Raw genomic sequence first — 13,465 nt, 5'->3', positions numbered from 1 at the left:
CCGCGCCGCCGGACGCCGGTCAGGCCGCCTTCGCGTGCTTCTCGGGCGCGGCGGCCGGGCCGCCGCTCGCACCGGCATCCGCGCTCGCCGGATTGTTCGGATGCGTGGTCCAGTTCGCGTAGCCGCCCGAATCGACGCGCTCCATCGTGATGCATTGCTCGACCGGACACACATGCATGCAAAGATTGCACCCGACGCATTCCGAATCGATCACTTCGAAATGCCGCACGCCGTCCTTCGTCGCCGTGATCGCCTGATGCGACGTATCCTCGCACGCGATGTGGCACAGCCCGCACTGGATGCAGCGGTCCTGGTCGATGCGCGCCTTGATGTCGTATTTCAGGTTCAGGTACTTCCAGTCGGTCACGTTCGGCACCGCGCGGCCGCGGATGTCGTCGAGCGTCGCGTAGCCCTTCTCGTCCATCCAGTTCGACAGCCCGTCGGCGAGATCCGACACGATCCGGAATCCGTAATGCATCGCGGCGGTGCACACCTGCACGCTGCCGGCGCCGAGCACCATGAATTCGGCCGCGTCGCGCCACGACGAGATGCCGCCGATGCCCGAAATCGGCAGGTTCGGCGTTTCCGGATCCCGTGCGATCTCCGCGACCATGTTCAGCGCGATCGGCTTGACCGCCGGCCCGCAATAGCCGCCGTGCGTGCCCTTGCCGTCGACGGTCGGCATCGGCGCCATCTGATCGAGATCGACCGCGACGATCGAGTTGATCGTGTTGATCAGCGACACGCCGTCCGCACCGCCCTTGTACGCGGCGCGCGACCCCATCCGGATGTCGCTGATGTTCGGCGTGAGCTTCACGAGGCACGGCAGCTTCGTGCCTTCCTTCACCCAGCGCGTGACCATCTCGACGTATTCGGGCACCTGCCCGACCGCCGCGCCCATCCCGCGCTCGCTCATCCCGTGCGGACAGCCGAAGTTGAGTTCGACCGCATCGGCGCCGGTATCCTCGACGAGCGGGAGAATCCATTTCCAGTCTCGCTCGTTGCACGGCACCATCAGCGACACGATCAGCGCGCGGTCCGGCCAGTCGCGCTTCACCTGCGCGATCTCTGTCAGGTTCACGTCGAGCGGGCGGTCGGTGATCAGCTCGATGTTGTTCAGCCCCGCGATGCGCTGGCCGTTCCACTGCACCGCGCCGTAGCGCGAACTGACGTTGACGACGTGCGGATCGAGCCCGAGCGTCTTCCAGACGACGCCGCCCCAGCCTGCCTCGAACGCGCGATTGACGTTGTAGGCCTTGTCGGTGGGCGGCGCGGACGCCAGCCAGAACGGATTCGGCGAGGTGATGCCTGCGATGGTGCAGCGAAGATCGGCCATGTTCGGCTCCGTGAGAAGGGTCGTGTTCGGTGTGCTGACGATGCGACGCGCGTTCAGGCCGCCTTCGCGTCGCGCGCGGCGAGCGTCGCGTCGATCGACGCGGCCGCGCGCTTGCCGTCCTGCACGGCCTGCACCGTGAGGTCGATGCCGTCGGTCGCCGCGCAGTCGCCGCCGGCCCATACGTCGGGCAGCGCCGTCCGCCCGTCCGCATCCACCGCGATACGCGTGCCGTCCGCGGTCAGCAATTCGGCCGCGACGCCGTCAGGCACGAGCGTCTGGCCGATCGCCTTCAGCACCATGTCCGCATCGACGATGAAGCGCTCACCCGATGCGGCCTCGAATTCGACGCCCGTCGCCTGCCCGTTCACGCCCGCGATGCGCACCGGCGTCGCGTGCGTGACGAGCGCGACGCCGCACTTCTGCGCGAACTCGCGCTCGGCCCACGTCGCGCTCATCGCGTCCACGCCGCGCCGGTACACCATCGTCACGCGCTCGGCGCCGAGCTTGCGGCTCTGCACGGCCGCATCGATCGCCGTATTGCCGCCGCCGATCACGATCACGCGCCGCCCGACCGGCACGTTCTCCAGTGTGTCTGCCTGCCGCACCTGCTCGATGAAGTCGACTGCATTCATCACGCCGCCCAGTTGCTCGCCGTCGATCTCGAGCGCACGCACGCCGCCGAGCCCCATCGCGAGAAATACCGCGTCGTGCTGCTCGCGCAATGCGTCGAGCGTCACGTCGCGCCCGAGCGCCACGCCCGTTTCCAGCGTGATGCCGCCCACCGACAGCAGCCACTCGACTTCACGCTGCGCGAAATCGTCGACGGTCTTGTACGCGGCGATCCCGTATTCGTTGAGGCCGCCGGCCTTCGGGCGCGCGTCGAACAGCGTGACGCGATGCCCCGCGAGCGCGAGCCGGTGCGCGCATGCGAGCCCGGCCGGCCCCGCGCCCACCACCGCGACATGGCGGCCCGTGTCGGGCGCGCGCCGGAACTGCACCGCACCGGTCTGCATCGCCCAGTCGGTTGCATGCCGCTGCAGCGCGCCGATCGCGACCGGTTGCGCATCCTGATGGTTGCGCACGCACGCGCCTTCGCACAGGATCTCGGTCGGGCACACGCGTGCGCACATCCCGCCGAGCGGATTCGCGGACAGGATGTCGGTCGCGGCGCCTTTCAGGTTGCCGTTGCCGATCTTGCGGATGAAGCTCGGGATGTCGATCTGCGTCGGACACGCGTGCACGCACGGCGCGTCGTAGCAGTAGTGGCAGCGACTTGCGGCGGCGGCCGCCGCGGTCGGATCGAGCAGCGGCGCGATATCGGCGAATTCGCACGAGAGTTGCGTGGACGACAGGCGATGCGCGGCGATATCGCCGGTTGGCTGAGTGGTCATACGCGTTCCTTCGACTGGGTGGAGACAAAGCCGTCCCCGCCGGCTGCGAATGCTCAGTCGGGGCGGTCATGCTTAGGCATGCTACGGTCAACGGTGCGCGGCCTGCCTGTCGCGCTATGTCCGGTCGGTCATGAAGCCGGCTCGCACGCACGCGACAGCATCGCGTGCAGCAATACGTTCGCGCCGGCCTCGATCCATGCGGGCGTCGCGTCCTCGATCTCGTTGTGGCTGATGCCGTCGACGCAGGGCACGAACACCATCGACGTCGGCGCGACCTGCGCCAGATAGCACGCATCGTGGCCCGCGCCCGACACGATGTCGCGATGCGAGTAGCCGAAGCGATCGGCCGCGTCGCGCACGGCCGCCACGCATGCCGGGTCGAACGCGACCGGCTTGTAATAGAAAATCTGCTCGAGTTCGGTATCGAGCCCGATGTCGGCCGCGATGCGCGCGACGCCGTCGCGCAGCGCCGCGTCCATCTTCGCGAGCACGGCGTCGTCCGGATGACGGAAATCGACGGTAAAGAACACGCGGCCGGGAATCACGTTGCGCGAGTTCGGGTGGACCTGCATCATGCCCACCGTCGCGCAGCCGAACGGCGCATGATCGAGGCCGATCCGGTTGACGAGATCGACCACGCGCGCCGCGCCGAGCAGCGCGTCGCGGCGGCGCGGCATCGGCGTCGGCCCCGCGTGCGCTTCCTGGCCGGTGAACGTGATCTCGTACCAGCGCTGCCCCTGCGCGTCGGTCACGACGCCGATCGTCTTGCATTCCGCTTCGAGAATCGGCCCCTGCTCGATATGCAGTTCGAACGCCGCGTGCAGCTTGCGCCCGCCGCACGGTACGTCGCCCGCGTAGCCGATGCGCGCGAGTTCCTCGCCGATCGTCTTGCCGTCCACATCCTTGCGCGACAGCCCGTAGTCGAGCGTGAACACGCCCGCGAATACGCCCGACGCGACCATCGCCGGCGCGAAGCGCGAGCCCTCCTCGTTGGTCCAGATCACGACCTCGACCGGATGCTCGGTCTCGATGCCGTGATCGTTCAGACTGCGAATCACTTCGAGACCGCCGAGCACGCCGTAGATGCCGTCGAAGCGCCCGCCGGTGGGCTGCGAATCCGCATGCGAGCCGGTGACGACCGGCGCCGCGTCGGCCACGCGGCCCGCACGGCGCATGAACACGTTGCCCATCGTATCGACCGTCACCGTACAGCCGGCGGCCTTCGCCCAGCCGACGATCAGGTCGCGGCCGGCCTTGTCGAGATCGGTCAGCGCGAGCCGACACACGCCGCCTTTCGGCGTCGCGCCGATTTTCGCGACTTCCATCAGGCTGTCCCACAACCGCTTGCCGTCGACCTTGATCGACGTGTCGAAAGCTGCCCGCTTCACTGTTTCCGATACCGCGTTCATTCGTATCGCTCCTGTGGGGTCGGTGATGTCGTCGGCCCGGCCTGTGCCGGTGCGTGCGAGACCTCTTTCGGGGCACGCCGCACGGATGCGGTGCAGGTGCCCGCCGGTTCGCGAAACACGTCAAATCCTGTCCGATTGGACAGGTTTTAGACGATCAAAATGACCAGCGCAACGTCTTTCTTGCGTGACGCGGCAGAGCGAGAACCGTGCCACCGCAACGCAGCATCGCCGTGGCATCACGACATTCCTGTCTGTGCGTGCGACGCGAATCAGCGGCTAGAATGAAGCCCAACGCGGCATGACCGCCGCGCGAGGGTAACGATGAGACATGACGAGGCGACGATCGAAGCCACCGACCGGGACGAAACGCCGGCGCCTTTGCGGCGACGCAAGGCGCACATACGCGAGTCCAACGAAGCACATCTGCTCGCGTGCGCGGAAGCCGTATTCGCGGAACGCGGGCTCGCCGGCGCCAGCACCGCGATGATCGCGGAGCGCGCCGGCCTGCCGAAGGCGAACGTGCACTACTACTTCCCGACCAAGCTCGCGTTGTACCGACGCGTGCTCGACGACCTGTTCGAAGATTGGCATCGCGCGGCCGGTTCGTTCGAGGCCGGCGACGATCCGGTGGACGCGATCGGCAGCTACGTGCGCGCGAAGATGGCGCTGTCGCGGCGGCGCCCGCTCGGCTCGAAGGTCTGGGCCAACGAGATCATCCACGGCGCGGAGCACATGCAGGACATCCTGTCGCAACGTGTGAAGCCGTGGTTCGACACGCGCGTCGAAGTGATCGAAGGATGGATCGCGCGCGGGCTGCTCGCGCCGATCGACCCGCATGCGCTGATGTACCTGATCTGGTCGACCACGCAACACTATGCGGATTTCGATGCGCAGATTCGTGCGCTGAGCGGCAAGCGCGCGTTCACGAAGAAGGCGTTCGACGAAAAGACCGAGCAGGTCGTGCAGCTCGTGATTCGTGCGTGCGGCGCGGTGTCGCCGAACGCGAAGCCGTAGCACGACACGGCGAGCCGCCGAATAAAAAACGGGCGGCGCGCATCACCCGGGCATGTCCCGTGCGATACGCGCCGCCCGTGTTGCCACTTGCGTGCGCGGGTACGACGCGACGCGTCATGCGTCGTGTCAAGCGATCCGCTCGATTGCAACCGCCGTCGCTTCGCCGCCGCCGATGCACAGCGAGGCGATACCGCGCGTCAACCCGTACGTCTCGAGCGCGGCCAGCAGCGTCACCATCACGCGCGCACCCGATGCGCCGATCGGATGCCCGAGTGCGCACGCGCCGCCGTGCACGTTCACCTTCTCGTGCGGCAGGTCGAGGTCGCGCATCGCGGCCATCGGCACCACCGCGAACGCTTCGTTGATCTCGAACAGGTCGACGTCGCGCAGGTTCCAGCCGGTTTTCTCCGACAGCTTGCGCAGTGCGCCGATCGGCGCGGTCGCGAACAGGCCGGGCTTGTCCGCATAAGTCGAATGCCCGACGATCACGGCCTTCGGCGTGACGCCGAGGCGCTCGGCTTCCGAGCGGCGCATCATCACGAGCGCGGCCGCGCCGTCCGAGATCGACGATGCGTTCGCAGCCGTCACCGTGCCGCCGTCGCGAAACGCCGGCTTCAGCGTCGGAATCTTGTCGAGTTTCGCCTTGCCCGGCTGCTCGTCGATCGACACGACGCTTTCCGTCTTGCCGGCCTTCACGGTCACCGGCGCGATCTCCGATGCGAAACGCCCATCCGCGATCGCGCGCTGCGCCCGCGTCAGCGACGCAATCGCGAACGCATCCTGCGCTTCGCGCGTGAACTGGTAGGCCTGCGCGCAATCCTCCGCGAACGTGCCCATCAGGCGGCCTTTTTCATATGCGTCCTCGAGCCCGTCGAGGAACATGTGGTCGAGCACCTGCCCGTGCCCCATGCGCATGCCCGCGCGCGCCTTCGGCAGCAGGTACGGCGCATTCGTCATGCTCTCCATCCCGCCCGCGACGGCCACGCCCGCGGACCCCGCCAGCAGCAGGTCGTGCGCGAACATCGCCGCCTTCATCCCCGAACCGCACATCTTGTTGACCGTGGTCGCGCCCGCCGCGAGCGGCAGCCCGGCCTTCAGCGCGGCCTGCCGCGCGGGCGCCTGCCCCTGGCCGGCCGGCAGCACGCAGCCGAACACGATTTCGTCGATACGTTCGGCCGGCACGTTCGCGCGCTCGAGCGCCGCACGAATCGCCACCGCGCCAAGGTCGCTCGCGCTGGCCGCCGCCAGGTCTCCCTGAAAACCGCCCATCGGCGTACGGGCCGCACCCACGATTACGATCGGATCCTGAGTCGTCATGATTCGCTTCCTCCAGTGTCAGCGCGGTGCCATGCGCAACGCGCCATCGAGACGGATGACTTCGCCGTTCAGCATCGTGTTCTCGGCGATGTGGCGCACCAGCGCCGCAAATTCTTCCGGGCGGCCGAGCCGCGGCGGGAACGGCACGCTCTTGCCGAGCGCGTCCTGCACGTCCTGCGGCATGCCGGCCATCATCGGCGTCGCGAAGATGCCGGGCGCGACCGTCACGACGCGAATGCCGAAGCGCGCGAGCTCGCGCGCGATCGGCAGCGTCATGCCCACCACGCCGCTTTTCGACGCCGCATACGCGGCCTGGCCGATCTGCCCGTCGAACGCCGCGACCGACGCGGTGTTGACGATCACGCCGCGCTCGCCTTCCGCGTTCGCGTCCTGCTTCGACATCGCTTCGGCGGCCAGCCGGATCATGTTGAACGTGCCGACGAGGTTGATCGACACCGCGCGCGCGAAGCGGTCGAGCGAATGCGGGCCGTCGCGGCCGACGACCTTCTCGCCCGGCGCGACGCCCGCGCAGTTCACGAGCGCGTCGACGCGACCGAACGCATCGCGCGCGGCGGCGACGGCCGCCTGGCCGTCGGCCTCGCTCGTCACGTCGGTCTTCACGAAGCGCGCGGCCGCGCCGAGTTCGTTGGCGAGACTCGCACCCGCCTCCTCGTTGACGTCCAGCAGCACGGCCTTGCCGCCTTGCGCGACGACCATGCGCGCCACCGCGGCACCCAGGCCGGAACCTGCGCCCGTAATCAGAAAAACGCGATCCTCGATATTCATTCGCAGTCCATATTCAGGGTTGAACGGCCTTCTCGGCTTCCATCTTGCGCAACACGAAGCGCTGGATCTTGCCGCTCGGGGTTTTCGGCAGCGCGTCGACGAAATCGATCGCGCGCGGATAGGCGTGAGCGGACAGCCGCCGCTTCACGTGCAGACTCAATTCCTCGGCCAGTTCCGGTGTGCCGTCGAACCCTTTCGACAACACGACGAACGCCTTCACGATCTCCGTGCGCTCCGGATCGGGCACGCCGATCACGGCGGCCTCGCTGACGGCCGGATGCTCGATCAGCGCGCTCTCCACGTCGAACGGGCCGATCCGGTAGCCGGACGACGTGATCACGTCGTCCGCGCGGCCGATGAAGCTCACGGCGCCGTCCGGCTCCAGCTCGACGTTGTCGCCGGTCCGGTAATAGCCGCCTGCGATCGCCGGCGTGTCCTGCTGCCAGTAGCCGCGGAACCACAGCAGCGGCGAGCGCGCGATGTCGATCGCGAGGTTGCCGGGCTCGCCGGGGCCGAGCTCGCGGCCCGCTTCGTCGAGCACCGCGACACGGTAGCCCGGCATCGCGAAGCCGGCGGAACCGATGTGCACCACGTGCGCGAGGCCGTGATGGTTGTTCACGACCATCCCGAGTTCGGTCTGGCCGTAGTGATCGTGGATCGGCGCGCCGAGCGCCGCGTGGAACCAGCGCACCACTTCCGGGTTCAGCGGTTCGCCCGCGCTGCTTACCACGCGCAGCCGGCCCTTCGCGCGCGCGGCCGCTTCCGGCCCGGCCGCCATCAGCATCCGGAACGCGGTCGGCGAGCCGGCGAGGCTCGTGATGCCGAGCCGTTCGATCACGTCATACGTGCTGTCGACCGTGAAGCCGCCCTCGTACAGCGTCGTCGCATGGCCGAGCAGCAGCGGGCCGGTGATCGCGTAATAGAGCCCGTACGCCCAACCCGGATCGGCGATGTTCCAGAACCGGTCGCCTTCGCGCAGGTCGACTGCCTCGCGCATGTATGCGCCGAACGCGAGCAGCGCGTACAGCGGCACCGGCACCCCCTTCGGCAAGCCCGTCGTGCCCGACGTCGACATCATCATGAACAGGTCCCACCCCTTGCGCAGCACGGGCTCGAACGTATCGGACTGCGCGTCGAGCGCCGCGCGGAAATCGATGTCGTGCGCCGACAGCGTCTCGCCTGCTTCGCGCACCGTCGCCACCGGCGGACAATCGGCGATTTCGTCGAGCTTCGCGCGATTCGCGACGTTCGTCACGACGAGCCGCGCGTCGCTCATGCGCAGCCGGTGCTCGATCGCCTTCGGGCCGAATGCGGTGAACAGCGGCTGGTACACGGCGCCTGCACGCCACGTGCCGAGGATCGTCGCGACGAGCTCGGGCGTACGCGGAAGCAGCCCGGCCACCACGTCGCCCGGCTTCACGCCCTGCGCGACGAGCAGGTTCGCGACCCGGGCCGAGAGCGCCTGCATCTGCGCGAACGTGAAGCTGTGGTGCCGGCCGCCGACATCGATCCAGTCGAGCGCGATCGCGTCGGCCTTCGCGTGCCGGTCGCAGCACTCGACGCACGCGTTCAGGCCACGCTCCAGGTCGCCGGCCAATTGCGCGGCGGCGGTCTCGATACTGAACCGGGCCACGGCGTCGGCGTAGGCCGGCACCGCCCGGGCGATAGCTCCTTCAGGCATGCGTGTCTCCTGTACGTTATGGCCGCCGGCGAGCCAGGGCGCGACGGGGATACATCGATAGTAGACAGCCGCTACATTGCAATCAATGACAAACCGAATCTAGAATCGTGATCGCTTTTGCCATGTCGGAGGACGCAGGAAAATGGGGCCGCAGATGATTTCGCCGGATTTCGTCGACGATGCGCTCGCGTGCCTGCGCCGGCGCGACCTGCCGACCGCGCCCGTGCTGCGCGCCGCCGGGTTGCCGGCCGCCGTGCGCGAGCCCGTCACGCCGCAGCAGTACGGCCGGCTGTGGCTCGCGATCGCCGGCGCGCTCGACGACGAATTCTTCGGGCTCGCCGCGCGTCCGATGCGGCGCGGCAGCTTCACGCTGCTGTGCCACGCGGTGCTGCATGCCGGCACGCTCGACAAGGCGCTGCGGCGCGCGCTGAAGTTCCTGCGGGTGGTGCTCGACGAGCCGCACGGCGAACTCGTCGTGGCCGACGGGCAGGCGCAGATCGTGCTGACGCAATCGGGCGCGCCGTACCCGGCATTCGCGTACCGGACGTTCTGGCTGATCCTGCTCGGCGTCGCGTGCTGGCTGATTGGCCGGCGCATCCCGCTGCAGCGCATCGACTTCGCGTGCCCGAGCCCCGGCCAGCGCAGCGACTATCACCAGTTCTTCGGCGTCCCCGTGCATTTCGACCGGCCCGACAGCCGGCTCGCATTCAACGCCGCGTACCTCGCGCTACCGACGATCCGTTCGGAACAGGCGCTGAAGACCTTCCTGCGCGGTGCGCCCGGTAACCTGCTCGTGCGCTACCGGCACGACACGGGCTGGGTCGCGAAGACACGCGCACACCTGAAGGCGCTGCCGGCCGCCGAGTGGCCCGACTTCGACACGCTGGCCGTGCGGCTCGATACGACGCCCGCGACGCTGCGGCGGCGTTTGCGCAGCGAAGGGCAAAGCTTCGCCGCGATCAAGGACGAGTTGCGCGGCGCGCTGGCGCAGTCGCTGTTGCGCGGGCATGCGCTCGGCGTCGCGGAGATCGCGGCCGAGCTCGGCTTCACCGAGCCGAGCGCGTTTCATCGCGCGTTCCGGAAATGGACCGGCACGAGCCCCGGCGCGTTTCGGCGCGACGTCCATGCGGCGGAGGCGGAGTCTTGAATGACCGGTGGATTCGAAGCGTCTCGTCAGGTGCCGCCGATACGATGCGACCATCCGCGGGGCGTCCATCGCCGATGAATCGCGGCACACATCCGATCAACCCTTACCGCTGACGCTCGATGCAATCCACCTTCTTTTCCGATACCGAACTGGCTGATCTGCGCGCGCACGGCATCGTACTGTTTGCCGGCCGCGTGATCTTCGATGCGCAACCGCCGATGCCGGCCGACCAGATCGCAGCCGTACAGGCCTGCTGTCACGGCGACATTCCGCTCCCGTTGCTCGAGCTGTGGCGTATCACGGCCGGCGGCAGCCTCGACTACGACCTGACGCTGGAGATGAACGGCAATGTCGAAGCGATCGGCTGGAGCGAACTGTTCTACAACGGCAGCGACGGTTATCGCGACCTGCAAGGCTGGATCGACCACGAACTCGAACTGGCCGAAGAAGCCGCGGAGGAGAACGCCCGCACGTGGAACGGCAAAATCGGCGCGCTGCCGTTCGGCGGCTTCGAATATTGCGATCGCATCTACGTCGTTACGGAGCCGGGCGCCCGGGACTATGGTCATGTGCTCGCCTGGAAACAAGGGTTGCCGCCTGCGTGGCGCGGGGCGATGCACGAGGACGGCCTCGCGACGGTCGCCCCCGATCTGTACACGGCATTCGGCGCGCTGCAGCTTCATGCGGATCCAATGGAGCCCGGCGGCGAACCCGGCACCGGCGTCACGCTGCTCGAATACGTCGATGAACGCCGCGACGATCATGGCCTGTCCGCATCGCTGGCCGACAAGCTGATCGCGTTCTATCGGCAAGCGGTGATCGACTGGCGCACGCCGCTCGCCGACGGCACGCTCGGCTCGCAGCCGGTGCTTGCGCGTCACGCATTACGTCATGCGATCGATCACGACGATGCGGCACTCATCGCGCGACTGGCGCCGCTGGTCGCCGATCTCGGCATGGCACTCGCCGGCAGTTCGATCCCGACGGATTACGCACTGCGGTGCCGAAAGTTTTCCGCAGCCGCCGCGTTGCTCGAATCGGGCGCACCGGTTGCACCCGATTCGCTCGCGTCCGTGTCCGGCGACGTGCCGGTCGCATTGATGCGTGCGCTGCTCGACGCCGGCGTGCAGCCGGATGCCGACGCGATGGCGCGTTGCGTCGCGGGCGGCGGCGCCGATAGCGCTCGGCTGATCGGCGCGGCCCTGTCGGCCCATGGCGCCGATGCAGCAACAGCCTATCGCGCGGCGAGCGGGAAACTGCTGGACAAGCTGAAGGACGACATTAGCAAGGTTCGCGCCGGCAAGCTCAGCCACTATCTCGGGCTCGACGGGCTCGAAGCACACGCAGCGCGCCTGCGGACGTTCGAGTACTGACGCCACCCAGGCATCGACGCGCGGTGGGTTTTCCGGCGGCATCGCGTTCCCGTGCCGTTTGTTTGGGCCGGGTTGCTTCCGCGTTCCGGTGCGAATCCGCATGACGCTCACTGCACCGCAGCGCACGCATGACGTTGCACTCCGATCCGTCACGGCACATACTGATCGGCCGATCCGAACAAGGTTGCGTCGATGGTGAGCGTCGATCAGGGAGCCGCTTCGATCTTTGGCGCGATCGGGACGGCCGTGTCGTTGCTGGCCGCCATTCCTTACGCGCTCGCGATCTACCGGCGCATCGTTCGCCCGCATCTGTTCACGTGGCTCGTGTGGTCGATCGTCACGGCGATCGCGGCCGCTGGCCAGTTCGTCGCGGACGCCGGGCCGTCCGCATGGTGCACGGCAGCGATTGCCGTCACGTGCTTTTTGACGCTGATCGCCAGTCTGTTTCGCGGCGAGCGCGGCTGGACGGGCCTCGACTGGTTGTTCCTGTGCGCGGCCCTGTCGGCCATTCCGCTGTGGCTACTGACCGACGATCCGACGGTGTCGATCTGTCTCGTTACGCTGATCGAACTCGCCGGCCTCGGCCCGACCGTGCGCAAGGCGATCCGCGATCCGTGGAGCGAGAGCCTCGCCTACTTTGCGCTGTGCGTGCTCAAGTACACGCTGGCGTTGCTGGCGCTGAGCACCTGGAGCGCCGCGGTCGCGTTCTATCCGGCCGTCAACCTCATTGCGTCGACCGGTATCTGCATGGTGATGCTGGTCCGGCGTCAGTCGTTCTCGAACGCGCGGTAGGCTGCGTCTGTCGCCGCCGTGCCGCTTCCCTTCCGAAACGATGCGAGGCCCGACATGGATGCAATCCGTACCGTCATCGAACCCGCCGAAGCCGCGCTCCGTGCGGCGATGTTGGCCAATGATGTCGAAGCGCTCGATGCGCTGCTGGACGATGATCTGGTGTTCACGGTCCCGAGCGGCCAGATCATCTCGAAAACGGACGACCTGGCCGCACATCGCGCGAGGCTTCTGCGTCTCGACACGCTCGACGTCCTCGACATGCGTGCATGCGCGATCGACGAGATGATCCTGACCACGACGCGAGCGACCCTCGCCGGCCATTTCGATGGCACGGCATTCTCCGGCAAGTTTGCCTATACGCGCCTCTGGCGTCGATCGGGCGCCAACTGGCGCGTCGTCGCCGGACATGCTTCGCAGGTCGTGTAGCTGCGCCGGCGCACGCGTTTGACGCGTGTCGCGCAATACTGCGGCGAGCGAGCAGGCTGTCGGTTGAGCGGTGAGACACTGCGATCCGGACGATGCACCGATAAAAGCGCTGCGCGAGGGGATGCCGGCAGCCGGCAATGACGAGAGACGAAATGCATATGCTATTTACCGTGCGTGCTGCGCGTGGCGCGGATTCGGACAAGCTCACGCAACTGGCGCGCCTGTCGAAGGCGCACTGGGGCTACCCGAAGAAATGGCTCGACTTGTGGCAAAGCGATCTCACGATTTCGCCGGAGACGATCGAAGGGTCGATCGGTTATCTCGCGCAATCGGGCGAGACAATCATCGGGTTCTGGGTCCGAGCATCATCGGAATCGGATCGACCAACGCCCGGATGGCTGTTCGTCCATCCTGATTACATGGGGCGAGGCGTCGCCCGTGCGCTGTGGGAAGCGGTTCGGGCCGAAGCCGCTGCGAGAGGCATCCAAAGCTTTGTGATCGAAGCGGATCCGAATGCCGCGTCGTTCTATCTGGCGCTGGGAGCTGAAAAGATCGGCGAAAAAGAATCGAGAGCGATCCCGGGCCGATTTTTTCCGATCTTGCGGATCACGGTCTGATGGATGAACGGATGGCAGCAAGATGGCTCGCTGCATCAAGCTTCTCGGGATGCCGAAATGCAAAAACCCCCGCCTTGTCGGGCGGGGGTTTCTGGCTTGAGGGAGCCTGACGATTACCTACTTTCACACGGGAATCCGCACTATCATCGGCGTAGAGTCGTTTCACGGTCCTGTTC

At 67.4% G+C, this 13,465-nt stretch carries 13 protein-coding genes; 6 read left to right on the top strand and 7 right to left on the bottom strand.

The genetic code is table 11. From position 1 onward, the window contains the following. Nucleotides 1–19: 19 nt before the first annotated feature. From preA to C5F75_RS35520, 3 genes are all read right to left on the bottom strand, one after another. Nucleotides 20–1,336, bottom strand: a complete 1,317-nt coding sequence (gene preA, locus C5F75_RS35530) for an NAD-dependent dihydropyrimidine dehydrogenase subunit PreA (RefSeq protein WP_059578870.1) — start codon at nucleotides 1,334–1,336, stop codon at nucleotides 20–22. 53 nt (nucleotides 1,337–1,389) lie between these two features. Continuing rightward, nucleotides 1,390–2,727 (bottom strand): NAD(P)-dependent oxidoreductase, encoded by a 1,338-nt coding sequence (locus C5F75_RS35525; RefSeq protein WP_059578874.1) that lies wholly within the window; start codon nucleotides 2,725–2,727, stop codon nucleotides 1,390–1,392. Nucleotides 2,728–2,855: 128 nt separating this feature from the next. After that, complete coding sequence (locus C5F75_RS35520; protein ID WP_059578877.1) at nucleotides 2,856–4,136, bottom strand: Zn-dependent hydrolase; 1,281 nt, start codon at nucleotides 4,134–4,136, stop codon at nucleotides 2,856–2,858. A gap of 321 nt (nucleotides 4,137–4,457) precedes the next feature. Here C5F75_RS35520 and C5F75_RS35515 point away from each other — a divergent pair, with 321 nt between their 5' ends. Continuing rightward, nucleotides 4,458–5,150 carry a TetR/AcrR family transcriptional regulator gene (locus C5F75_RS35515; RefSeq protein ID WP_059644942.1) on the top strand — a complete coding sequence of 231 codons (693 nt, stop codon included), beginning with the start codon at nucleotides 4,458–4,460 and terminating at the stop codon, nucleotides 5,148–5,150. A gap of 126 nt (nucleotides 5,151–5,276) precedes the next feature. Here C5F75_RS35515 and C5F75_RS35510 read toward each other — a convergent pair whose 3' ends face one another. Genes C5F75_RS35510 through C5F75_RS35500 form a run of 3 tightly spaced genes read right to left on the bottom strand, consistent with a single transcriptional unit; the run spans nucleotide 5,277 to nucleotide 8,934 of the window. Then, nucleotides 5,277–6,467: an acetyl-CoA C-acetyltransferase gene (locus C5F75_RS35510; RefSeq protein WP_104013492.1), complete on the bottom strand. Its 1,191-nt coding sequence runs from the start codon at nucleotides 6,465–6,467 to the stop codon at nucleotides 5,277–5,279. A gap of 18 nt (nucleotides 6,468–6,485) precedes the next feature. Continuing rightward, on the bottom strand, nucleotides 6,486–7,253 hold the full coding sequence (locus tag C5F75_RS35505) for a 3-hydroxyacyl-CoA dehydrogenase (protein WP_059578885.1): 768 nt from the start codon (nucleotides 7,251–7,253) through the stop codon (nucleotides 6,486–6,488). A gap of 13 nt (nucleotides 7,254–7,266) precedes the next feature. Further along, nucleotides 7,267–8,934 carry an acyl-CoA synthetase gene (locus C5F75_RS35500; RefSeq protein ID WP_059609113.1) on the bottom strand — a complete coding sequence of 556 codons (1,668 nt, stop codon included), beginning with the start codon at nucleotides 8,932–8,934 and terminating at the stop codon, nucleotides 7,267–7,269. A gap of 142 nt (nucleotides 8,935–9,076) precedes the next feature. On the opposite strand from C5F75_RS35500, the gene C5F75_RS35490 reads away from it, so the two are divergent. From C5F75_RS35490 to C5F75_RS35470, 5 genes are all read left to right on the top strand, one after another. Beyond that, nucleotides 9,077–10,081, top strand: coding sequence for an AraC family transcriptional regulator (locus C5F75_RS35490; protein ID WP_059578890.1), 1,005 nt, complete (start codon nucleotides 9,077–9,079; stop codon nucleotides 10,079–10,081). A gap of 119 nt (nucleotides 10,082–10,200) precedes the next feature. Next, nucleotides 10,201–11,454, top strand: a complete 1,254-nt coding sequence (locus tag C5F75_RS35485) for an SMI1/KNR4 family protein (protein ID WP_104013491.1) — start codon at nucleotides 10,201–10,203, stop codon at nucleotides 11,452–11,454. Nucleotides 11,455–11,646: 192 nt separating this feature from the next. After that, entirely contained in the window at nucleotides 11,647–12,246 is a 600-nt protein-coding gene (locus tag C5F75_RS35480) for a hypothetical protein (protein ID WP_104013490.1), read from the top strand. A gap of 54 nt (nucleotides 12,247–12,300) precedes the next feature. After that, the gene (locus C5F75_RS35475; protein ID WP_059578898.1) at nucleotides 12,301–12,672 is read left to right on the top strand and encodes a nuclear transport factor 2 family protein; all 372 of its coding nucleotides are present in this window, start codon (nucleotides 12,301–12,303) and stop codon (nucleotides 12,670–12,672) included. Nucleotides 12,673–12,824: 152 nt separating this feature from the next. Then, nucleotides 12,825–13,289 (top strand): GNAT family N-acetyltransferase, encoded by a 465-nt coding sequence (locus tag C5F75_RS35470; RefSeq protein ID WP_181035517.1) that lies wholly within the window; start codon nucleotides 12,825–12,827, stop codon nucleotides 13,287–13,289. Here C5F75_RS35470 and C5F75_RS37055 read toward each other — a convergent pair. Further along, on the bottom strand, nucleotides 13,279–13,465 hold a 187-nt coding region (locus C5F75_RS37055; RefSeq protein ID WP_219817259.1), incomplete at its 5' end, for a hypothetical protein. The genes C5F75_RS35470 and C5F75_RS37055 overlap by 11 nt on opposite strands.

This window comes from Burkholderia anthinoferrum (genome assembly GCF_002925705.1).
In the GTDB taxonomy this organism is placed as follows: Bacteria; Pseudomonadota; Gammaproteobacteria; order Burkholderiales; family Burkholderiaceae; genus Burkholderia; species Burkholderia semiarida.
The sequence above is the reverse complement of the archived record's forward strand: the minus strand, read 5'-3'. Positions and strand labels throughout refer to the sequence as shown.